This is a genomic window from Pararobbsia alpina (assembly GCF_965118125.1).
Classification (GTDB): domain Bacteria; phylum Pseudomonadota; class Gammaproteobacteria; order Burkholderiales; family Burkholderiaceae; genus Pararobbsia; species Pararobbsia alpina_A.
In genome coordinates this window covers 4,197,895-4,220,205 of sequence record NZ_OZ221287.1, presented here as the reverse complement: position 1 = coordinate 4,220,205, position 22,311 = coordinate 4,197,895, and the positions used below count along the sequence as shown (strand labels likewise).

The window sequence follows — 22,311 nt, the reverse complement described above, 5'->3', positions numbered from 1 at the left end:
CCGCGCTTTTTTGCGCTTTTTGTTTGAGGAACAACAATGGCTCGTATCGCAGGGGTTAACATCCCGAACCATCAGCACACCGAGATTGGCCTGACGGCAATTTTTGGTGTCGGTCGCACGCGTTCGCGCGGCATTTGTGTCGCGGCAGGTGTGCCGTTCTCGAAGAAGGTCAAAGACCTCGACGACGGCGATCTGGAAAAGCTGCGTGAAGAAGTCGGCAAGTTCGTCGTCGAAGGCGACCTGCGCCGTGAAGTGACCATGAACATCAAGCGCCTGATGGATTTGGGCTGCTACCGTGGCGTGCGTCACCGTAAGGGTCTGCCGGTGCATGGCCAGCGTACGCGTACGAACGCACGTACCCGCAAGGGTCCGCGTCGTGCTGCGCAATCGCTGAAGAAGTAAGCACGGATAGTTACAGGAAAAGGTAATGGCTAAGGCTCAGAACAACTCTGCGGCGCAACGCGTTCGCAAGAAAGTGAAGAAGAGCGTTGCTGAAGGCGTCGTGCACGTCCACGCATCGTTCAACAACACGATCATCACGATCACGGATCGTCAAGGCAATGCGCTCGCATGGGCGACGTCTGGCGGCCAGGGCTTCAAGGGCTCGCGTAAGTCGACCCCGTTCGCTGCACAGGTTGCTGCTGAGTCGGCTGGCCGTGTTGCGCTCGAGTACGGCGTGAAGAACCTCGAAGTTCGCATCAAGGGCCCGGGCCCGGGCCGCGAATCGGCGGTTCGTGCACTGCATGGTCTTGGCATCAAGATCACCGCGATCTCGGACGTGACGCCGGTGCCGCACAACGGCTGCCGTCCGCCGAAGCGTCGTCGTATCTAAAGACACGCATCGCGACCGTTTCGTCGCCGAGCAATGCGAGGCGGCTGGACGGTAACCATCTCTCGCAGGGCCAGGGTCTTGACCCTCGCCCTGCGAAGCAGTTGGAGCGCCGGGTTCGCCCGGTGAGTGGTAAAGGGGCAATGCACCCATCGACCCTGGCAGAATCTGCTGCCCGGCAGATCGGTGTGTGAGCCTGATTGTCATAAGCCCACTGTTCATCCGACACAGGGTGGACTAGCGCAGGCGACATGCTTGCGCGAACGATAAAGGAAATTAACGTGGCACGTTATACCGGCCCTAAGGCCAAGCTGGCCCGCCGTGAAGGCACAGATCTGTTCCTGAAGAGCGCACGCCGCTCGCTCGCTGACAAGTGCAAGCTCGATAGCAAGCCTGGTCAGCATGGTCGCACCTCGGGTGCCCGTACGTCGGACTACGGCACGCAGCTGCGCGAGAAGCAAAAGGTCAAGCGTATTTATGGCGTGCTCGAGCGCCAGTTCCGCCGTTACTTCGCTGAAGCTGCCGGCCGTAAGGGCAACACGGGCGAAACGCTGCTGCAACTGCTCGAATCGCGTCTGGACAACGTCGTTTACCGCATGGGCTTCGGCTCGACGCGCGCTGAAGCGCGCCAACTGGTGAGCCACGCAGCGATCGTCGTCAACGGCGTCGTTGCCAACGTTCCGTCGATGCAGATCAAGCCGGGTACCGTCATCGCGATTCGCGAAAAGGCACGCAAGCAAGTGCGTATCGCTGAAGCGCTGTCGCTGGCCGAGCAAGTCGGTCTGCCGAGCTGGGTCGCTGTCGACTCGAAGAAGCTCGAAGGCACGTTCAAGTCGGTGCCGGAGCGTTCGGACATCGCCGGCGATATCAACGAAAGCCTGATCGTCGAATTGTATTCGCGTTAATCGAATCGACCGCCGAGGCCCCTCATCGCGAGGATCCGTCTGTTCCCATCGGTATGCAGCAAGGCCACACCGCGGTGTGGCCTTTGTTGCGGCATGCCGGTTCATCGCGCGAGCGAATCCCTCGGCAGTTCCATTCAGGTTGTCATCCCGTCAGCCTTATCGGTGTAACGAGCCGAGGGTATTGAAAAGGAAAACCTATGCAAACCAGTCTGTTGAAGCCCAAGATCATCGCCGTCGAAGCGCTGGGCGACAACCACGCTAAAGTCGTGATGGAGCCGTTTGAACGCGGCTACGGTCACACGCTTGGCAACGCGCTGCGCCGCGTCCTGCTGTCGTCAATGATCGGCTACGCGCCGACCGAAGTGACGATCGCCGGCGTCGTGCACGAGTATTCGACGATTGATGGTGTGCAGGAAGACGTCGTCAACCTGCTGCTGAACCTAAAGGGCGTCGTGTTCAAGCTGCATAACCGTGACGAAGTCACTGTTACGCTGCGCAAGGATGGTGAAGGCGTCGTCACCGCGGGCGAAATCGAAGTCCCGCATGATTGCGAAATCATCAACCCGAATCACGTGATCGCTCACCTGTCGAAGGGTGGCAAGCTCGACGTGCAGATCAAGGTCGAAAAGGGCCGTGGTTATGTGCCGGGCAATGTGCGCCGTTTCGGCGAAGACTCGGTCAAGGTCATCGGCCGTATCGTTCTCGACGCATCGTTCTCGCCGGTTCGCCGCGTGAGCTACGCTGTCGAATCGGCTCGCGTCGAACAACGTACCGACCTCGACAAGCTCGTGATGAACATCGAGACGAACGGTGTGATCTCGCCCGAAGAAGCGATCCGCCAGTCGGCACGCATTCTCGTTGACCAGCTCAACGTGTTTGCTGCGCTCGAAGGCACGGAAACGGCAGCCGAGGCTCCGTCGCGTGCGCCGCAGATCGATCCGATCCTGCTGCGTCCGGTTGACGATCTCGAACTGACGGTCCGTTCGGCGAACTGCCTGAAGGCCGAAAACATCTATTACATCGGTGACCTGATCCAGCGCACCGAGAACGAGCTGCTGAAGACCCCGAATCTGGGTCGCAAGTCGCTCAACGAGATCAAGGAAGTCCTCGCTTCGCGTGGTCTGACGCTCGGCATGAAGCTCGAGAACTGGCCGCCCGCAGGTCTCGACAAGTAATAGAGTAGAATTGCAGGTTCCCGCAGAAACCGGCGCAAGCCGGCTTCTGCTTTTTTGGAAGCACCACCGGCCCGTGCATCACGTCGATGCAATAGAAGAGCTGGCGCGAAAACTTGAGTTAAAGGAATCAACATGCGTCACCGTCATGGTTTGCGTAAGCTGAATCGGACCAGCAGCCACCGTCTGGCAATGCTCCGTAATATGTCGAACTCGCTGATCGAGCACGAAGTCATCAAGACGACGCTGCCGAAGGCGAAGGAACTCCGCAAGGTTGTCGAGCCCCTCATCACGCTGGGCAAGAAGCCGTCGCTGGCAAATCGTCGTCTGGCGTTCAACCGCCTGCGCGATCGTGACTCGGTCACGAAGCTGTTCGACGTGCTGGGCCCGCGCTTCGAAAAGCGCCCCGGCGGCTACCTGCGTATCCTGAAGTTCGGTTTCCGCCAAGGCGACAATGCGCCGATGGCACTGGTCGAACTGCTCGACCGTCCGGAACCGGTGGAAGCCGAAGAAATCGTTGACGCGGAATAAGCGTCGATGAGAGAGCGGGTCACGGCCCGCTCGCCAGAAGAAAGCCAGGCATTGCAGCCTGGCTTTTTTTTTTGCGCGCCTCGTGTATGCCGTAGCAAGCCCTCGAAGGTGAAGATGGCGTCTCCTCGGTGTGGCCGGGACCGCACATCCGGCGCGACCCATCGCCGCCCGCGGCGGTGCCTGTACCAGAAGATGGGTTTGCGGGGTCCTTGCAACGCGCCGAACGCCCTAGCGGTGCGTGCACTTGAGACGATCGGTGTACAAGGTGATACGTTTGGGCGCCGACGCTGGGTCGGCCGCGGTGGTACGATCCGTTCCGTCAGACGCCCGGGCGTGGGTGGTGGAGGTCAGCATGATGCAAGCCGTTACGGTCGTGGTCACGACCTTGCCGGACGCGGAAACCGCCGATGCGATCACGCGCGAAGCGCTCGAAACTCGCGTCGCCGCGTGCGTGCAACAGGCCGTTCCGGTGCGCTCGAGTTACCGCTGGGAAGGCAGTCTTGAGACCACCGACGAATACACGTTGACGTTCAAGACGAGCCCGGCGCGCGCGCAGGCCCTGGTCGATCTGATTGCTGCGCGACATCCGTACGCCGTGCCTGAAATCGTAAGCTGGACGGTCGATGCGTCGCTGTCGTATGCGCAATGGGTCCAAACCGAAACATCCGTTCCAATTCATGTTTAAACAGATTTTTGCGCGGACGCTCGCGCTACTGACGTTGGCCGTGGGCTTCTCGTGGCTGGGCTTCGCAGGCGTTGCGCATGCGGATGATTTCCTCGACCCGGGCGTCGCGTTCAAATTCAAGAGCACCGAACAGCCGGGTGAGGTGCAAGTCCACTTCACCATCGCGAACGGCTATTACCTCTATCGCGAGAAGTTCGCGTTCGAAGCGCAGGGAACGGGCGCCAAACTCGGCAATCCGTCCTTTCCGCCGGCGAAGAGCCACTTCGACCCGACGCTCCAGAAGAACGTCGATACGTACCGCGACGACCTGGTGATCGATGTGCCTGTCGCGAGCGCGAGTGGCCCGTTCGATCTCGACGTCACGTACCAGGGGTGTGCCGACCAGGGCATCTGCTATCCGCCGATGCATCACACCGTGCATGTCAGCGGCGACGCGCTGAAGGTCGCCGCTGCGACTGGCGGCACGACGGCAAACCCGAGGGCGACCACGACGAGCGGTTCCGAAGACGCCGCTGCACAATCCTCGCCCGTGCCCGCCGCGGCCAACGCCAACGCCAACGCCAACGCCAACGCCAACGCCAACGCCAACGCCAACGCCAACGCCAACGCCAACGCCAACGCCAACGCGGCGCCGGCCGATGCCTCGACGCACTGGCAGGACGCCCTGCAGACGCAAGGCACGGCCGAGCATCTGCTGGCCGGCCGAAGCTGGCCGATCGCACTGGGTGCGTTTTTCCTGATCGGTATCGGCCTCAGTTTGCTGCCTTGCACGTGGCCGATGCTGCCGATCCTTGCGTCGATCATCGTCGGGCAAGGTGAGAGCGTGACGCGTTCGCGCGGATTGGCGCTGTCGATCATCTACGTGATTGGGTCCGCATGTGTCTACGCCGTGCTCGGCGTCGTCGCCGGGCTTGCAGGCGCATCCCTGACGGTCTGGCTGCAGAACCCGTGGGTTCTCGGCGCCTTCGGCTTGCTGCTCGTCGCCTTCGCATTGTCGATGTTCGGGTTTTACGAACTGCAAATGCCCGCCGCCTGGCAGAGTCGCGTCGACGGCGCGGCACGCAAGGCAAGCGGCGGACAGATGGCCGGCGTCTTCGTGATGGGCGCGCTGTCCGCACTGGTCGTCGGCGCCTGCATGACCGCGCCGCTATTCGCCGTGCTCGCGTATATCGCCCAAACAGGCAATGCGGCCTTCGGCGGGGCGGCGCTGTTCTGCATGGCGCTCGGCATCGGCATGCCGTTGCTGGTGGTCGGCGCAGGGGCAGGCGCGCTGCTGCCGCGTGCGGGCATGTGGATGGAGGCGGTCAAGCGCGCATTCGGCGTATTGCTGCTTGGCGTCGCGCTGTATATCGTCTATCCGGTCCTGGCACCGTGGGTCACGATGATCGCCATCGCGCTGTGGGCGTTGATCGCGGCGGCGCTGCTCGGGACATTCGAATCGACACCGCGTGAGTCGGGGGCTGTCGTCGGCCGTATCGGCAAGGGCCTGGGCGTCGCGCTCACGGTGCTCGCGGTGATCCAACTCGCGGGTGTCGCAGGCGGGTCCCGCGACCCGCTCGCGCCGCTGGCCGTCTACGCCGGTGCAGGTTCGACTGCGGGGCGTGTCGCGGGAGACGCAGCCACTGGCCAAGCCTCGCAAGCCGGTGGCCCGGCGCTCGCATTCGCGACGGTCGGCTCGACATCCGCGCTGGACCACGCAGTCGGCACGGCGCAACGCAGCTCCATGCTCGATTTCTACGCCGACTGGTGCGTGAGCTGCCGCGAAATGGAGAAGTTCACCTTCAGTGATCCTCGCGTCCACGCACGGCTCGAGCAGCTCCAGTTATTGCGCGCGGATGTCACCGCAAACAATGCGGACGATCAGGCGCTGCTCAAGCGCTTTGCCCTTTTCGGCCCACCCGGGATTATTTTCTTCGATAAGAACGGGAATGAAATCAAGTCGCTGCGGGTCGTCGGATTCCAGTCGCCGGAAGTATTTTTGCGCAGTCTCGATGCCGCTTTTGGACCGTCGCCGCGTGCCGCGATCGGCGCGATGCCGACCCACGCCTCGGCCGGCTGACTCTCGTGCAATGCGTGTCCCCTCGGCTTTTGGTGCGAGTGAGGACACACTGAGCCGTCTTTGGATTTGATCCAATTCAGACCGGTAATCGATGTAAATACATCAAATAAATTCCCGGTACGAGAATATTGTCGGTATTCATCGTTATATTCGACCGTTCGGTAAAGACGTGAAAATCATTTCAGGTTTCATTGGCCCAAATGCCAATGACATCGGATTTGCTGGCCAGACCCGATACGCAATTTCGGGGTGACACGATAGTCCAGAACGAACGCACAAGAATTAGACGATCGGCCAAATTGACCAACCGATCAGGAATTGTCATCGTAATGCAGCGTAACGTTGCACGCACCGGATTCCAAGGCAGTTTGGCCGTCCGATTTGCAATGCTACAAGTCTTTCGAAACGGGTCAAACGCGCGCCGTGACTGGCCTTGGGATGCGTTTTGTCAAAAGACACAATAATTCTGGGTAAATTCTGGGGTATGGGACACAGAACTTTTGTGAATCCTTGGTATATCATACCGACCGGGAATCATGCTTCGGCGTGATACCCCCCGCTTCTCCTCCCTGAGCGGGTGCCTGTCGTTTTACGATTAGGCTGTTAACCCGCCGTGACATCACGGCGGGTTTTTTTATGTCCGTTCTGCGCCGCGAATGTAGTGGAAATGGCAAATGAATACGCTACTTAAAACGCTCGTCTAAATGCCCAATTATTGGGGCGCGCCGCGACGCGGATATTCGCCATGGAGGGGGACGAAGGGTAGCAACGGACAGCCGACTGTAAAACATCGCACGCGATGCGAAAGGGTAGAGCGCCCCACGGTCGAAGTGGCCCACGGCCCCAAGGACCTGGGCGCCTCGAGCTCGAGGCCCATGGCCAACCGCCGGAGTTACTTGCTCGACTGCTTGCCGCTCGTATCCTCGTCCGGCTGCGCGTTATCAGCCGGAGCGATCCAGTGCTCGATGACATCGTGCGCCTGCTCGAGCCCGACGCGCTTGAGCGACGAGAACAACTGCACCGTCAGCAACCGTTCCTGCCCCTCGACCGGCTGCTCGTACTGATCGAGCACCTTCTGCGTGGCGCGCAGGGCTTGAACGCTTTCCTGCCGCGTGAGCTTGTCGGATTTGGTCAGAAGCACGTGAATGGGCTTGCGTGTCGGCGCAAACCAGTCGATGAGCTCCATATCGAGCTCCGTGCACGGGCGGCGCGAATCCATCATCAGGATCAGTCCGCGTAACTGGTGGCGCGCGTGCAGATAGTCGCTGAGCAAGTGCTGCCAGTGAAACTTCACATCGCCCGACACCTGCGCGTAGCCATAGCCCGGCAAGTCGACGAGGTATCCGACCGGCTCGGCCTCAGGCCCGACCGAGAAGTAATTAATGTGCTGCGTACGCCCGGGCGTCTTGCTGGCGAAGGCCAGTCGCTTCTGGTTGCACAGGATATTGATGGCGGTGGACTTGCCGGCGTTCGAGCGGCCGGCGAAGGCGACCTCGGGACGAACCGTCGCCGGAAGGTCGCGCAAATGGTTGACCGTGGTCAGAAATCGGGAGCGATGGAGGAGAAAAGAGCGCATGTAGGGCTGTCGGGGGCGGGTTTTCACCCACCCAGAATGGCGCGCTGGCGCGCCGGGGGGACTCGGTCGCTATTGTACAATGCAGATGTTTACTCAACGCCGGGGAGCCGCGAGCCCGGTCGCAGGCGATGTTGCAAAACCTCAATTCCTCAAAAGAACAAGGTGTGCGATGAACCGACTGTGCAAGACTGTACTGGTAACGCAGGTCGTCGTAGCAGGTGTGGTGGGGACAATAGTGGCAGGGACGGCTTTTGCGGCAGAGCCGGCCGCGACGGTGAAGGTCGATACGAACCGGGGGCAGCAAATCGCGACGACGGTCTGCGTCGCGTGCCATGCGGCGGACGGCAATAGCACGTCCGGCGCCTATCCGAAGCTGGCCGGGCAGCACGAGGCTTACCTCTACAAGCAGCTCAAGGATTTTGTCGCGCAACCGGGCGCCAAGTCGCCCGAGCGCAAGAATGCGATCATGCTCGGCATGGCTGGCGCGCTCAATGATCAGGACGCCCACAATGTGGCCGCGTTCTTCGCGAGTCAGACACCGAAGCCCGGCGCCGCCAAGAATCCGGCAGACGTCGCGCTGGGCGAAAAGATCTGGCGCGGTGGCATTGCCGACAAGGGCGTGCCCGCGTGCGCGAGCTGTCACGGTGCGACGGGTGCGGGCGTGCCGGTTCAGTATCCGCGCTTGTCGGGTCAATGGCAGGACTACACGGTCGCGCAGCTGACCGCGTTCCAGCAAGGGACGCGGGCCAACAGCGCACCCATGACCGCCATCGCCTTGCGACTGACCGACCAGGAGATCAAGGCGGTTGCTGACTATGCGGCCGGGTTGCATTAGCCGGGGTTGCATAAGCCGTCTGCATGAAATCGGCACAGGCATGCAGGACGTCGTCAAAAACAAGGCGTAGACTCCGGGCCTTGAATCGACGAGCCTGTTATGCTGCCCTGCAGCAGAGCGCCCCGGATCCAGGCCGGGGCGACCGATGAACATAAAGATAAAAGGGTGCAGCGCGCCGATCGGGACTACGGCGCGCCCACCCTTTTTGTTTGAGTGTTGGAGTAGTAATGAGTGTCACCACCTCCGGATACGAGATCCGGACGAGCCACCGCGTGTGGCGCAGCGCGATCGAGTTGTTGAGCTCGATGCGGTTTGCGATCAGCCTGCTGGTCGTGCTTGCCATTGCGAGCATCGTCGGCACGGTGCTGACGCAAGACGACCCGTACCCCAATTATGTGAACCAGTTCGGTCCGTTCTGGGCCGATATCTTCCGCGCGCTCGGGCTCTATACCGTCTACAGCGCGTGGTGGTTCATGCTCATCATGATCTTCCTCGTCGTGTCGATCTCGCTGTGCGTGATCCGCAACGGGCCGAAGATGATCGCCGACATGCGCAGCTGGAAGGACAAGGTCCGCGAAGGCAGCCTGCGTGCGTTTCACCATAAGGCCGAGTACACGACCGCCGCGCCGCGCGTCGAAGTCGCGGCGCATCTGGCCGCGCTCGCCTCGGAGCAGGGCTATCGTTTCAAGATCAAGGATGCTGACGGCGCGACGCTGATCACTGCCAAGCGCGGTGCGCTGACCAAACTCGGCTATATCTCGGCTCACCTTGCGATCGTCATCATCTGCATCGGCGGCCTGCTCGACAGCAATCTGCCGATTCGCTTCCAGATGTGGGCCGGCGGCAAGTCTCCGATCCGCGGCAACGGCGCGATCAGCACGATCGGCCCCGACCACCGTCTGTCGTCGTCGAACATCACCTTCCGCGGCAACGCGTGGGTGCCCGAAGGCGAAAACGTGTCGACCGCGATCCTGAATCAGCCCGATGGGTCGCTGATCCAGGATCTGCCGTTCTCGATCCAGCTGAACAAATTCGTCGTCGACTACTACTCGACGGGCATGCCCAAGCTCTTCGCGAGCGATATCGTGGTCATCGATCACAAGACGGGCGAGCGCGTGCCCGCGCGCGTCGAAGTGAACGAGCCGTTCACTTACGATGGCGTGTCGATCTACCAGTCGAGCTTCGAAGACGGCGGCTCCAGGCTCAAGGTCAGCGCGTGGCCGATGACCGGCGGCGCGACCCAGCCGATGCCGCTCGAAGGCGTGGTCGGCAGCAATACGGCGCTGCCCGGACCGGACGGCGACACGATCGAATTTACCGATTTTCGTGCGATCAACGTCGAGGACATCAGCAACGCGTCGGGCAAGACCGACGCGCGGGGTGTCGCGCACCAGTCGCTCGAGCAGGAACTCAATGCGCGCCTGGGTTCTGGCGCGAAGACGTCGAAGTCCGTCGATCTGCACAACGTCGGCCCGTCGATCCAGTACAAGATCCGCGGGCGCGACGGTCAGGCGCGTCAGTACAACAACTACATGGTGCCGCTGACGATCGACGGTGAGCGCGTGTTCCTCGCCGGCGTCCGCGCGACCGAGGCCGATCCGTTCCGCTACCTGCGCATTCCTGCAGATGAGGGCGGTTCGGTGAAGGAGTGGATGCTCCTGCGCTCGGCGCTGACCGATCCGGGCATGCGTGCGGCTGCGGCACAGGCGTTTGCCGCGCGTGCGGCCGACCCATCCAACCCGTCGTTGCGCGATCACCTCGAGGAAAGCGCGAATCGCGTGCTGAATCTGTTCGCGGGGGCGACGCCGGTCAACGGACCCGACGGCAAGCCGGTCGCGGGCGCCGAAGGCGGCTTTGCGGCGGTCGCCGCATTTATCGATCAGTCCGTGCCGCGCGCCGAGCAGCCGAAGGCGGCTGACTTGCTGCTGCGCATGCTCGAAGGCTCGGTATTCGATCTCTGGCGTATCGCGCGCCACAACGCCGGCGAACCCGCACCCGCCGCGGGTGACGACAGCAGCCGTTTCGTACGTTCGTCGATAAACGCGCTGTCGGATAGCTTTTTCTACGGCGCACCCGTCTTCCTGCAGCTCGATTCGTTCCAGCAGATCCAGGCGTCGGTGTTCCAGGTCTCGCGCGCCCCGGGCACGAAAATCGTGTATCTTGGCAGCCTGTTCCTGGTGGTTGGCGTTTTTGCGATGTTTTTCGTGCGCGAACGCCGGGTCTGGTTCTGGGTCAAGGAGACGCCTGCCGGAACCGGTGTGCTGATGGCGATGTCCACAGCACGTCGCACGCTCGATTTCGAGAAAGAATTCGCCGACCTGCGTCAGGTGGTCGGCGCCGAACTTGGCGCGTCCGACGAGTCTCCCGTCGAGCCGCCCCCCACCAAGTGAACGTTATGGAAGTCAGTCACTCCTCTTCGCCGCAACCCGCGCAGCGCGGCTCGATTTCGAGCCACGCCGGCCAGGCCGCTCGTGCAGCGCATGGTCAGGCCGCACCGACCCTCCTTCGTCAGCGCCCGGTCAAGAAATCGTTCATCGCCAGCCTGAGCATCGTCGACTGGGTGTTCGCGTTGCTGCTCGTCGCAGGGGCGGGTTTCGCGCTGCACCGCTACAGCGGGCACATGAACTATTACGACAAGCTCGTGCTTGTCTGCTCGGTGCCCACCTTCGCGGTTCTCGGCTGGCGCTGGAAGCCCGTGCGATTGCTGATGGTGCTGATCGCGGCGTTGTCGATCGGCGCGATCCAGCTGTATCAGGGTGATCTTGGCCGCGCCGATACGACGTTTTTCCTCAAGTACCTGCTCTCGAGCCAGTCCGCCATCCTGTGGATGAGCGCGCTGCTCGTGATCGCCACGGTCTTCTACTGGATCGGCATGCTCACGCGCTCGGAGTCGGGCGGAAGCATCGGCTCGCGCCTGACGTGGGCCGCTGTGCTGATGGGCTTTGTCGGCCTGATGGTCCGCTGGTACGAGTCCTATCTGATCGGCTCGGACGTCGGACATATTCCGATTTCGAACCTGTATGAAGTGTTCGTACTGTTCTGCCTGATCACGTCGCTGTTCTACCTCTACTACGAGCAACACTACGCGACGCGAGCGCTCGGCGCGTTCGTGCTGCTCGTGATCAGCGCGGCTGTCGGCTTCCTGATGTGGTATTCGGTGTCGCGTGACGCGCAGCAGATCCAGCCGCTCGTGCCGGCGCTGCAGAGCTGGTGGATGAAGATCCACGTGCCGGCCAACTTTATCGGCTACGGCAGCTTTGCATTGAGCGCGATGGTCTCGGTGGCCTACCTGCTCAAGGAGCGTGGCGTGCTTGCCGACCGGCTGCCGGCATTCGAAGTGCTCGACGACGTGATGTACAAGTCGATCGCGGTCGGTTTTGCGTTCTTCACGATCGCGACGATCCTCGGCGCACTGTGGGCGGCTCAGGCATGGGGCGGCTACTGGAGCTGGGACCCGAAGGAAACCTGGGCGCTGATCGTGTGGCTCAACTATGCGGCGTGGCTGCATATGCGGCTGATGAAGGGCCTTCGCGGCTCGGTCGCCGCTTGGTGGGCGCTCACGGGACTGCTGGTCACGACTTTCGCGTTCCTGGGCGTCAATATGTTCCTGTCGGGCTTGCATAGCTACGGCAAGCTGTAATCGAATCGCCAAGCGGGAGCCGTTCTCTCCGCCGTGAAACTTAAAGGCCGTCGCGTATATCGCTGACGGCCTTTTGTCTTTTTTATTAGTTTTTCTTCATGCACAAGGCACGAACCGCCGGTGTAAGGTCAGAGTCGAATTCCCGACAAACGGCCAGGTGCACCGAATCCGGCTTCGAGACACACGGTGCGCGCCGATGAACGAACGGACACTGGAAATCTGAACATGTTGATCAAGTCTTCCGCGCGCCTTGACGGTAGCGATATTCCGGCGAGCGAAATCACCCCGCGCGGCGTTTTCGAACGCCGCCGGCAGTTGTTGCTTGCCGCGGGAGCCAGCGCGGCAGGCCTCGCGTTCGGCCGGCGCGCATTCGCCGCGAACGAGCCGGCCGACAGCGCCAAACTGGCAGCGACGCCGAATCCGAAGTTCCAGGTGACCGACAAGCCGACGTCGCTCAAGGACATCACGAGCTACAACAACTTTTACGAGTTCGGCACCGACAAAGGCGATCCCGTGCAGAACGCGCATTCGCTGCAGACGCGGCCGTGGACCGTGTCGGTCGAAGGCGAGGTGCACAACCCGAAGACGTACGCCATCGACGACCTGCTCAAGCTCGCGCCGCTCGAGGAGCGGACCTACCGTCTGCGCTGCGTGGAAGGCTGGTCGATGGTGATTCCCTGGACCGGTTTTTCGCTCGCGGAAATCATCAAGCGCGCGCAACCGACCGGCAACGCGAAATATGTCCAGTTCATCTCGCTGGCCGATCCGAAGCAGATGCCCGGGCTGTCGTCGAACATCCTCGACTGGCCGTATAGCGAAGGCCTCCGGATGGACGAGGCGATGCACCCGCTGACGCTCCTCACGGTCGGCCTGTACGGCCAGGTGCTGCCGAAGCAGGACGGCGCACCGGTGCGCATCATCGTGCCCTGGAAATACGGCTTCAAGAGCGCCAAGTCGATCGTGAAGATCCGCTTTGTCGAAAAAGAGCCGCCGACCAGCTGGAACAAGTACGCGCCGAACGAATACGGGTTCTATTCGAACGTGAATCCGCAAGTCGACCATCCGCGCTGGAGTCAGGCGACTGAACGGCGCATCGGTGACGACGGATTCTTTTCGCCGAAGCGGCCCACCCTGATGTTCAACGGCTATGGCGATCAGGTTGCCTCGCTGTACCAGGGCATGGATCTCAAGAAGTTCTATTGATGTGGATGCGCGCGATACGACGCGGCGCGAGGAGAGGATGATGAACACACCCGGAAGCGCGGGCGTCACGCGGGCGGCGGGCACGGGCACCGCATCGGGTGCGCATGCCGGAACACCGTCGCCGGCGCGCCGCGCACCGGCGACGCCGCGGCGGATCGTCATCGCGAAAGTGCTCGTGTTTATCGCGGCGCTGTATCCGCTCGCGCGCCTGATCGTGTTCGGCGTGACCGGGCATCTCGGCGCGAATCCGATCGAATTCATCACGCGCTCGACGGGGCTCTGGACGCTCGTCTTCCTCTGCATCACGCTGGCCGTGACGCCGTTGCGCCGCCTGACGGGCCGCGCCGAGCTCGTGCGGTTTCGTCGCATGCTCGGCCTGTTCGCGTTCTTCTACGGCGTACTGCACTTCACGACGTACTTCTGGTTCGATCAGTGGTTCGACCTTCACGCGATCTACAAGGACATCTTCAAGCGTCCGTTCATCACGGTCGGATTCGCCGCGTTCGTGTTGCTGATTCCGCTTGCCGCGACTTCGTTTCAGGCGGCCGTGCGCAAGCTCGGACGTCGCTGGCAGACGTTGCATCGCGCGATCTACGCGATTGCCGTCCTCGCGATCCTGCATTTCTGGTGGATGAAGGCGGGCAAGCACGACCTCGAGCTTCCCGAGATTTACGGGTCGATCATTGCGGCGCTGCTTGCATTCCGGATTGTCTGGGCGATCCGGGCGCGCTTCACTCAGCAGAAGGTGAAGGGCCCGGTGCGACGCGCGTAGTTCGGCAGAAGGTGAAGGGCCCGGCGGGACACGCGTGGTCGCGCGTCGCGGGTCATGGGGTCAGGCCGGCAGGATCTTCTCGTTGGCGAGCAGTTGGTCGAGCGTCTCGCGCTCGCGTGCGATATGCACCGTGCTGCCGTCGACGATCACCTCCGCGGCGCGCGGACGGGTGTTGTAGTTCGAGCTCATCGTGAAACCGTACGCGCCGGCGGAACGGATCGCGAGCAGATCGCCGGGCTCGACGGTCAGCGTGCGATCGCGCCCGAGCCAGTCGCCACTTTCGCAGATCGGGCCGACAACGTCATAGACGGTGGCTTGTCCCTGGCGCGGCTTGACCGGGTCAATTGCGTGATACGCCTCGTACATCGCCGGACGAGCCAGATCGTTCATCGCCGCGTCGACGATCGCGAAATTCTTCGCTTCACCGGGCTTCAGATATTCGATGCGCGTGAGCAGCACACCCGCGTTGCCCACCAGCGAGCGACCCGGTTCGAACAGCACTTCCCGATGACCGTGGCCACGCTCGGCGATGCGGTCGAGCACGGCCTTGACCAGGTCGCCAATCTCGGGCGGCGTTTCGTCGTCATAGCGGATGCCGAGGCCCCCGCCTACATCGACATGGTGAATCGTTGCACCGTCGGCCTCGATCTGGCTGACCAGGTCGAGCAGCTTGTCGAGTGCGTCGAGGTACGGGCTGATTTCGGTAATTTGCGAGCCGATATGGCAATCGATGCCGACGACGTCGAGGTGGCTCATCTGTGCCGCCGCGCGATACGTCGCGCGAGCGTCGTCGAACGCCACGCCAAACTTGTTCGACTTGAGTCCGGTCGAGATGTACGGGTGCGTCTTCGCATCGACATCCGGATTCACGCGCAGCGACACCGGTGCGCGCTTGCCGAGCGACGCGGCAACGGCATTGAGCCGGTCGAGTTCGGGGATCGATTCAACGTTGAAGCATTTGACCCCCGCTTCAAGCGCGAAGCGCATTTCATCGGCGGTCTTGCCGACGCCCGAGAACACGATGCGTTCACCGCGCGCGCCAGCCTTGAGCGCACGCAGCAGTTCGCCGGCGGACACGATATCGAAGCCTGCGCCGGCGCGTGCAAACACATTGAGTACGGCGAGGTTGCTATTGGCCTTCACCGCGACGTGGATCGTTGCGCGACGTCCTTCGCACGCTTTCGCATAGGCGCCATACGTCGCTTCAAGCGCGGCGCGCGAGTAGACATAGAGCGGTGTGCCGAACTGCTCGGCGAGCGTGGAGAGCGGCACGTTCTCGGCGTGCAGCGCGCCATCGACGTATTCGAAGGGGCGGACCATCGTGGGCAATTAGTTCGACTTGGGATTAGCGGGAGCGGGTGCGAGCTTGATCAGCGGCGGTTCCTGCGACGGCGTCGTGCTGCCTGCCGCGGACGATGCTGACGATGCGGCAGAAGCAGCGGAGGCTTCCGACGCCGTACTCGGGCTGACCGTCTCGTCGGCTGCGGAAGCGCCCCGTGCAGCCGGCAACGCCGGAACCTGCGGCATATACAGACTTCCGCGTTGGCCGCATGCAGTCAGCGACCCAGCGATGGCGGCGAAAGCGACTACAATCGCGCTCAACCGAAAGACGACGCGCATGTCGGAACCCGGATCAAATAATCGGCGGAGTTTAGCATGACGGATAGTGAATACCTGGAGCTCGCAGAGGCCACGCTCGACGCGGTCGAACAGGCTGTCGACGCGAGCGGCGCCGACATCGAATGCGAGCGCAGCGGCAACGTGCTGACGCTCGAGTTCGAGACCGGCACCAAGATCATCGTGAATCTCCAGGCGGCCATGCAGGAGATCTGGGTCGCGGCCAAGGCGGGTGGCTTCCACTATCGCTATCGCGACGGGAAATGGCTCGATACGCGGGACGAAAGCGAACTGTTCGCGACCCTGTCGACGTTGTCGAGCGGGCAGGCCGGCGAAAGCGTCGAGTTGGCGGCGCCTTGACCGACACGATCCGCGCGGCACGCGCCCAAATGTCAGTGCCGCCGGAACAGATCCATGATGCCCTGTTTCTCGTCGGGGCTGACTGATCCGGGCGGTGGAGGCGGCGGTGCAGCGGGGAACGCACCTGGCGGCGCGGCTTCGCCGGCTGTGATGCCTCCGCTGGCGCCGCTCGCCCCGCTGGCCATTTCGGCCAGCGTCGCTTCATCGACACCGATCGTCGCGACAAATCCGTTACCTGGCGTGAACTGATCGTAGTAGACCTCGTCGCCGAGCATTTCGACGCCGGGCGGCATCGGCCATTGATACGACGGCACGCCCTTGAGCGCGTGCCTCATGTAGTCGATCCAGATCGGCAGGGCAAGACCACCCCCTGTTTCCTTGTCGCCAAGACTGCGCGGCTGGTCGTAGCCGATCCACGCGATGGTCGCAACGGTGTGCTGGAAACCGGCGAACCATGCGTCGCGCGAGTCGTTGGTCGTGCCCGTCTTGCCGCCGAGGTCCGTGCGTCCCAGCACGTTGCTGTGCGCACCCGTGCCGCGCTGTGCGACCGATTTGAGCAAGCTCGTCATCACATACTCGTTGCGCGGGTCGATCGCACGCGGCGCATTCATGCTGGCCACGAGCGGCTTGGCCGAGGCCACCACATGTCCCTGCTGATCGCTGACTTCCGCGATCAGATACGGATTCACGCGATAGCCGCCGTTCGCAAACACGGAATAGGCTGTCGCCATCTGCAGCGGTGTGACGAGCCCTGCGCCCAGCGCCATCGGCAGATAGGCCGGATGACGTTCGGCATCGAAGCCGAAACGGGTGATGTAGTTCTGAGCGTACTTCGGGCCGATGTATTGCAGGATGCGGATCGACACCATGTTCTTCGACTTCTGCAGGGCAGTACGCATCGTGATCGGACCGTCGTAGCCGCCTGCGTAGTTCTTCGGTGCCCACGGTTCCTGTCCCGGTCCATTCGGCGGGAAATAGAGCGGCGCGTCGTTGATGATCGTGGCGGGGCCGAGGCCTTTTTCGAGCGAGGCCGAATAGATAAACGGCTTGAAACTCGATCCGGGTTGGCGCCAGGCCTGCGTTACATGGTTGAACTTGTTCTTGTGGAAATCGAAGCCACCCACGAGCGCGCGGATCGCACCGTCCTGCGGCGTGACGGAGATCAAGGCGGCTTCGACTTGCGGGAGCTGCGTGATCGAATAGCTCGAGTCGGCGTTCTGCACGAGACGCACGACCGCACCAGGCCGCATTTTGGGTAGCGTCCCGGCCTTGGCGGTCAGCATGCCTTGCGCAGGCCTGAGCCCTTCGCCCGTGATCTCGACAATCACACCGTCGCCGAGCGCGACTTGCAGCGACTTTGCCGTCGCGGCGAGCACCACCCCCGCGATCAGTTCACCGTTGTCGGGGTGTGCGTCGAGGGCGTCGTCGATCGCCTGATCGCGCTCCGACGTGTCGTCGCCGGCCGTCGCGGGCAGCTTGATATACGCCTCGGGGCCACGATATCCATGGCGGCGTTCGTAGTCCATGACACCGCGGCGCACCGCTTCGTACGCGGTCTGCTGGTCGGCCGAGTCGATCGTTGTCGTGACGTCGAGGCCCAGCGTATACGCCTCTTCGTGGTACTGCGCGACCATCAGCTGGCGCACCATTTCGGCAATGTATTCGGCGTGCACCGTGTACTGGTTGCTGCGTGTGACCCGGGTCCGGATGGGTTCGCGGATCGCATCGTCGTACTGCGGCTGAGTGATGAAGCCGAGCTCGAGCATGCGTTTGAGGATGTATTCCTGGCGGACTTTGGCGCGCTTCGGGTTGACGATCGGGTTGTAGGCCGACGGCGCCTTGGGCAGACCGGCGAGCATCGCCGCTTGCGCCAGCGACACGTCCTTGAGGTCCTTGCCGAAATAGACACGCGATGCGGCCGCAAATCCATAAGCACGTTGCCCGAGGTAGATCTGGTTCATGTAGAGCTCGAGGATCTGGTCCTTGCTCAACGCTGCCTCGATCTTGTACGCCAGCAACATCTCGTAGATCTTGCGCGTGTAAGTCTTTTCGCTCGACAGGAAGAAGTTGCGCGCGACCTGCATGGTGATCGTGCTCGCACCCTGCGCGCTCTCGCCCTTCGTGAAGTTCGCGATGCCCGCCCGCAGCACGCCCTGTATGTCGACACCGCCATGCTCGTAATACCGCGCGTCTTCGATCGCGAGCACGGCTTTCTTCACGACGTCGGGGATCTGGTTGAGCGGCATGAAGCGCCGGCGCTCTTCACCAAACTCCGCGATCTGCACGTGATCGGCCGTGAAGATGCGCAGCGGCTCTTTGGGGTGATAGGCGGTGATCGCGTCGAGCGAGGGCAGATTCGGTGCCATCACGATCAATGCGAAGGCGCCCGCGAGCAGCGGCACCGCAATCGCTGCGATGGCCAGTGCGGCGAGCCCGATGAGGATGCGTGAGATCCACGAGCGTTTGCGTTTTTTGGGCGGCGGAGGCGGTTCGTCGCCGGAGGCGCCGCCCGGTGTGTCGGCCGGCGGAGGCGGGGGCGGGGGTGAGTTCGATGGCGGCGGAGGTGCTTGGTCGTGGGGTGCTCCGCTCGTTGCGTCCGTCGGCGGACGACTTGCCGGTGGCGGCGACGGCGGCGCGTTACCCGACACGGCAGACACGGCAGGCGCGTCGGTCTGCCGGGACGTGTCGGAGGCGTCGGACGCACGCGTGAATGACGGCGCTGCGTCCTTGGGTCCCGTTTCAGTGTCCGTGTTACGCGCCCGGGTCGAGGACGTCGCGTCCTCGACGCCTGCGTTCGCCATCGGCGCGAGCGACCACGCGCCGCTTGCGACCGGGGCGATTGAGCTGATCGGTCCGAGCGGTGCGGCTGGCGGGAACGGTGCGGATGCGTCGCCGTTGACCCGGCGCGGCGGGTCGTCGGCGTACGACGTCGAAGCGGCGGGCTCCGATGGGTTTTGACGTTGTGGGGAATCGGGCGAGTCGTGAGCGTCCATGTCAGGCTTGAGGCGCGAAACCGGGGGATTATAACGGCGACCTTACAAAACCCTTTCTCGAATTCCTGCTCTCCGGCGTCCTGGAGGAAGAGGCGTACCCCGTGAGCCCTCCGGCTGCTCACCTGCCGTCGTCCGCCGCCGGCCACCAGCGAAGTGCCACCAGCGAACTGCTACCAGTGAACGGCTACCGGCCATCTTTTGAAGCCTGCTGGCCATCTGCTGGCCGAACAGCTGAATGTTCGCGCACCTGCCTGATCGACACAATCGGTGTCGACGGTCTTCGCAACCCGCAAAGCGGTCGGGCGGCGCGAGCGGGCCGTCGCGCCGTCTCAATCGAATGGCGCGGCTTACCGGGAGATGGGGATGCGCAACTGGCTCAACGGTCCACCTCGCAACTACATTGCAGGCCTCGACATCGGCACATCGCACGTCCGCGCGGTCGTGCTTGGCTACGGCCCCAGCACGCCGCATGCCCCGTCGTGGATGAGGCTGATTCACGCGGCAACGGTGCCCCTGCCGGAGGCGGCCATGTCGGGCGCCGACATCCTCGAGCCTCATGTGGTCGCACGCGTGCTGGTCGATGCGTTCGGTGGCCCTGAGGGCGTATCCCGCTGGGCCGGAGCGCACCTTGCGATCGGACTGCCTCCGTCGACAGTGCTGATCCGCTCTGTCGCGCTCGCCGAGCTCATGCGGCGGCGCGACAGGGCAGACGAGCCCGGAGCCTGGCGTGCGAGGCGGGGATCCGATTTCGGACTGGATGCGTTCGAGGAGCGCGTGCTTGCCGAAGCCGAGCTGATGATGGCCATCGGCCGCGATCAACTGTGCGTGGACTGGTTTCGGTCTGCGTCCGTCGTTGGCATTGAACACGCGACGATCGTCACCGCGACGCGGCAGCACGTCGAATCGCGCGTCACCACGGCGGCGTTGGCGGGCCTGAGGGTCTGCGTCGTCGACGGTCACGCAGAAGCCGCACTGCGCGCGTGCCGTCTCTGGATGGAGGTCCGCCGTCCCGTTGAAGCGACGTTCGTCGTGATCTGGACGCATGCGGCCGATGCCCGTACCTGGTGCGTGCATGAGCACGCGGTGGAGAAAGTGCTTGAAGGACCGGCGGCCCTCGACATGCGAAATGTGGCCTCGTGGGCAGGCGACCGCAAGCCGCGCATCGCCGTCCTTGCGGGAGACTGCACGACGGCCGCACGCGGTTCGCTCGAGTCGAACGTCATATCGCGGCTCACGGGGTGCATTGTCGATCGATTCAATCCGCACCTGTGCTGCGCGGCGGTGGACCCGCAACGGGACGACGCGTCCCTTGAAGACGCGGCGTATGTGGTTGCCTTTGGCCTTGCGCTCAGAGGTGTCGCATGACCGCCGAACCGCTATACAACTTGTTGCCACATCGCGAGAGGCGCGTCAGGCGTCGCCGGCGCGCTATCGTCTGCGAGTGGGCCCTCGCGGCGTTCGTGGGTGCAGTGCTCGGCACGGCGCACGCGTGGGATGAGCCGGACGCCGTCGCGGAAGAGGGTGTCGTGATGCATCGGTCGACGCCGGTTCGCGGTGCGGGTGCAGCGGGGGAGGAAGCGCGTCGCGCCGAGGGTGACGACATCGTGCCGGCGGCAGCGCTTGCCGATCGGACGGACCGTGTGCGCGAACCCGCTGCCTTGCTTGTCGATGGGCGCCAGGGGAGCCCGGAACTCATCCCGCGCGGCCAGTCGCAATTGTCCCGAGTGGCCAAGGTGCTCGATGCCGTTGCCGGCGCAGCGGCGACCCGCACCGGAGTGATTCTCGATGCCTTGACGGTCGACGGGACGCGTATTGCGTTCGACGGGCACGCTCGCGAGACCCGCCATATCGCGCACTGGCTGGAGGTCCTGCGTGACGCACTGCGCGGCGGACCGGTGTCGCTCGATGCGATCGAGCGGCACGCCAGCTACGTCAGATTCGCGGCGCATACAGAGCTTGCAGCAGGTGCCGGACATGATTGAGCGCCTCCGCGTTCCGTTCCACTGGTGGTCGCGCACGCGTCGAGTGTCAACGTGCGCGATCATCGGCGTGCTGACATGGGGTACGGGGCTCCTTCACTCGTCAAGTTTTTCCCTGCAGATCGGCGCCGAACGCGGCCAGGGTGAAAACGCCCGAAGACACGCTGCGAAGGCGCAGGCGGGTGAATCCGGCACGACGGAGTCCGATCGCCGCATGCGTTCGGCGGCTGCAATGGTGGACGGACATCGAGGAGACCGTGGTTCATCTCGTCCACACGTGTCGCGTGCCGAGGCGGATCGGGCCTCGCCGGGGCATGTAGAGGTCGAAGGCCGACGAATCGCGCAAATAGGCGCGCTCGCCGAGCGCACGGGCCTCGAGATCGATCGTCTCGCACCGTTGAAAAGCGCTTCGCACAGAAATGGCGTGGTTTCTTCGGTGTCCGTGTCCGCGCAAGGCGAGTTTGCGGCGGTGGCGGACTGGGTGGAGCGCGTCGAACGGCTCGAAGGCTTCGCATCATTCGAACGCTTGACCCTCGCTCGGGCGACCGATGGGGCGCGCGTGACACACCCACTCACTTCGCCTGCCGCACGCACAGAAACGGCATCGGGGCCGGCGAGCTCCCGCGTGTCGATCGTCGCGGATCTCACCTTCGATCCACGCTTCGTGACGGGGCGTGTGGGACCGACTGACAACGCGCTTGTTCTGGCCGATGCACCCATTGAGACGACCGAGTCGCGCGGGATCGCTATCGCGACCTCCGCGACGCCCACGACCATCACGATGTCATCGGCAGAGAACGCAAACGCCGTGACGGCAGCGCATGAGCGCGACAGCAGGCGCAGCCCGTTCGACTCCACGGAGCGGTTCGCTGGACGGCTGGCGGGGAGAATTCGAGGGGAAGGACGGGAGGTGACGTTGATGGTCGGTCAAACGCCAGGCATCGCAGCCGACCGATCGGTAAACGCACCGTTTGAGGTGGCCACCGCGTCTGACGAAGGCGGTTCGAACCTCGAGGACCTCACCACGAGAACTCACGCGCGCCATGATCCCTGAGGCTTCCCGAAGTCGGCTTGCGTGTGTCGCCGCGCGTGCGGTCCTGCGGATGTCGCACATGCGTCGATCCACCGCTGGATTCGTTATGGGCGCGTGTCTCG

General features: G+C 63.1%; 20 protein-coding genes and 1 pseudogene. 16 read left to right on the top strand and 5 right to left on the bottom strand.

The window, feature by feature from the left end; genetic code table 11:
* The first annotated feature begins 36 nt into the window (after positions 1 to 36).
* The 7 genes from rpsM to dsbD all read left to right on the top strand — a co-directional run bounded on the left by rpsM (position 37) and on the right by dsbD (position 6,181).
* A complete protein-coding gene (gene rpsM, locus ACMFWR_RS18230; protein WP_413192983.1) occupies positions 37 to 402 on the top strand; it encodes a 30S ribosomal protein S13 in 366 nt (121 codons plus the stop codon).
* A 25-nt stretch (positions 403 to 427) separates the two neighbouring features.
* Positions 428 to 832 carry a 30S ribosomal protein S11 gene (rpsK, locus tag ACMFWR_RS18225; RefSeq protein ID WP_121090741.1) on the top strand — a complete coding sequence of 135 codons (405 nt, stop codon included), beginning with the start codon at positions 428 to 430 and terminating at the stop codon, positions 830 to 832.
* Positions 833 to 1,110: 278 nt separating this feature from the next.
* A complete protein-coding gene (rpsD, locus tag ACMFWR_RS18220; protein ID WP_413192982.1) occupies positions 1,111 to 1,734 on the top strand; it encodes a 30S ribosomal protein S4 in 624 nt (207 codons plus the stop codon).
* A 197-nt stretch (positions 1,735 to 1,931) separates the two neighbouring features.
* On the top strand, positions 1,932 to 2,909 hold the full coding sequence (locus ACMFWR_RS18215; RefSeq protein ID WP_413192981.1) for a DNA-directed RNA polymerase subunit alpha: 978 nt from the start codon (positions 1,932 to 1,934) through the stop codon (positions 2,907 to 2,909).
* 132 nt (positions 2,910 to 3,041) lie between these two features.
* Positions 3,042 to 3,437 carry a 50S ribosomal protein L17 gene (gene rplQ, locus ACMFWR_RS18210; RefSeq protein ID WP_413192980.1) on the top strand — a complete coding sequence of 132 codons (396 nt, stop codon included), beginning with the start codon at positions 3,042 to 3,044 and terminating at the stop codon, positions 3,435 to 3,437.
* Positions 3,438 to 3,789: 352 nt separating this feature from the next.
* On the top strand, positions 3,790 to 4,122 hold the full coding sequence (gene cutA, locus ACMFWR_RS18205) for a divalent-cation tolerance protein CutA (RefSeq protein WP_413192979.1): 333 nt from the start codon (positions 3,790 to 3,792) through the stop codon (positions 4,120 to 4,122).
* Positions 4,115 to 6,181, top strand: a complete 2,067-nt coding sequence (dsbD, locus tag ACMFWR_RS18200) for a protein-disulfide reductase DsbD (RefSeq protein ID WP_413192978.1) — start codon at positions 4,115 to 4,117, stop codon at positions 6,179 to 6,181. The genes cutA and dsbD overlap by 8 nt, the downstream gene beginning before the upstream one ends.
* A gap of 892 nt (positions 6,182 to 7,073) precedes the next feature.
* Here dsbD and yihA read toward each other — a convergent pair.
* A complete protein-coding gene (gene yihA / locus ACMFWR_RS18195) occupies positions 7,074 to 7,757 on the bottom strand; it encodes a ribosome biogenesis GTP-binding protein YihA/YsxC (RefSeq protein WP_413192977.1) in 684 nt (227 codons plus the stop codon).
* A gap of 169 nt (positions 7,758 to 7,926) precedes the next feature.
* Between yihA and ACMFWR_RS18190 the strand changes: the two genes are divergently transcribed.
* The 5 genes from ACMFWR_RS18190 to msrQ all read left to right on the top strand — a co-directional run bounded on the left by ACMFWR_RS18190 (position 7,927) and on the right by msrQ (position 14,207).
* Positions 7,927 to 8,592 (top strand): c-type cytochrome, encoded by a 666-nt coding sequence (locus ACMFWR_RS18190; protein ID WP_413192976.1) that lies wholly within the window; start codon positions 7,927 to 7,929, stop codon positions 8,590 to 8,592.
* Positions 8,593 to 8,819: 227 nt separating this feature from the next.
* Entirely contained in the window at positions 8,820 to 10,982 is a 2,163-nt protein-coding gene (locus tag ACMFWR_RS18185) for a cytochrome c biogenesis protein ResB (protein ID WP_413192975.1), read from the top strand.
* A gap of 5 nt (positions 10,983 to 10,987) precedes the next feature.
* A complete protein-coding gene (gene ccsB, locus ACMFWR_RS18180) occupies positions 10,988 to 12,232 on the top strand; it encodes a c-type cytochrome biogenesis protein CcsB (RefSeq protein ID WP_413192974.1) in 1,245 nt (414 codons plus the stop codon).
* Between the two features lie 225 nt (positions 12,233 to 12,457).
* A complete protein-coding gene (gene msrP, locus ACMFWR_RS18175; RefSeq protein ID WP_413192973.1) occupies positions 12,458 to 13,435 on the top strand; it encodes a protein-methionine-sulfoxide reductase catalytic subunit MsrP in 978 nt (325 codons plus the stop codon).
* A 37-nt stretch (positions 13,436 to 13,472) separates the two neighbouring features.
* The gene (gene msrQ, locus ACMFWR_RS18170; RefSeq protein WP_413192972.1) at positions 13,473 to 14,207 is read left to right on the top strand and encodes a protein-methionine-sulfoxide reductase heme-binding subunit MsrQ; all 735 of its coding nucleotides are present in this window, start codon (positions 13,473 to 13,475) and stop codon (positions 14,205 to 14,207) included.
* A 60-nt stretch (positions 14,208 to 14,267) separates the two neighbouring features.
* Here the strand turns inward: msrQ and lysA are convergent, their stop codons facing one another.
* From lysA to ACMFWR_RS18155, 3 genes and pseudogenes are all read right to left on the bottom strand, one after another.
* The gene (gene lysA, locus ACMFWR_RS18165) at positions 14,268 to 15,527 is read right to left on the bottom strand and encodes a diaminopimelate decarboxylase (RefSeq protein ID WP_413192971.1); all 1,260 of its coding nucleotides are present in this window, start codon (positions 15,525 to 15,527) and stop codon (positions 14,268 to 14,270) included.
* Between the two features lie 9 nt (positions 15,528 to 15,536).
* A complete protein-coding gene (locus ACMFWR_RS18160) occupies positions 15,537 to 15,734 on the bottom strand; it encodes a hypothetical protein (RefSeq protein ID WP_413194969.1) in 198 nt (65 codons plus the stop codon).
* A 24-nt stretch (positions 15,735 to 15,758) separates the two neighbouring features.
* Positions 15,759 to 15,827, bottom strand: a pseudogene (locus ACMFWR_RS18155) (hypothetical protein); the annotation flags it as partial.
* Between the two features lie 36 nt (positions 15,828 to 15,863).
* Here ACMFWR_RS18155 and cyaY point away from each other — a divergent pair.
* The gene (gene cyaY / locus ACMFWR_RS18150) at positions 15,864 to 16,184 is read left to right on the top strand and encodes an iron donor protein CyaY (RefSeq protein WP_413192970.1); all 321 of its coding nucleotides are present in this window, start codon (positions 15,864 to 15,866) and stop codon (positions 16,182 to 16,184) included.
* A 32-nt stretch (positions 16,185 to 16,216) separates the two neighbouring features.
* Here cyaY and ACMFWR_RS18145 read toward each other — a convergent pair whose 3' ends face one another.
* Complete coding sequence (locus tag ACMFWR_RS18145; RefSeq protein WP_413192969.1) at positions 16,217 to 19,177, bottom strand: penicillin-binding protein 1A; 2,961 nt, start codon at positions 19,175 to 19,177, stop codon at positions 16,217 to 16,219.
* Between the two features lie 267 nt (positions 19,178 to 19,444).
* Between ACMFWR_RS18145 and ACMFWR_RS18140 the strand changes: the two genes are divergently transcribed.
* The 3 genes from ACMFWR_RS18140 to ACMFWR_RS18130 are packed head-to-tail and all read left to right on the top strand — an operon-like array spanning position 19,445 to position 22,210.
* A complete protein-coding gene (locus ACMFWR_RS18140) occupies positions 19,445 to 20,542 on the top strand; it encodes a hypothetical protein (RefSeq protein ID WP_413192968.1) in 1,098 nt (365 codons plus the stop codon).
* Complete coding sequence (locus ACMFWR_RS18135) at positions 20,539 to 21,159, top strand: hypothetical protein (protein ID WP_413192967.1); 621 nt, start codon at positions 20,539 to 20,541, stop codon at positions 21,157 to 21,159. Before ACMFWR_RS18140 ends, ACMFWR_RS18135 begins: the two co-directional genes overlap by 4 nt.
* Positions 21,152 to 22,210, top strand: a complete 1,059-nt coding sequence (locus ACMFWR_RS18130; protein WP_413192966.1) for a hypothetical protein — start codon at positions 21,152 to 21,154, stop codon at positions 22,208 to 22,210. Before ACMFWR_RS18135 ends, ACMFWR_RS18130 begins: the two co-directional genes overlap by 8 nt.
* Positions 22,211 to 22,311 lie beyond the last annotated feature (101 nt).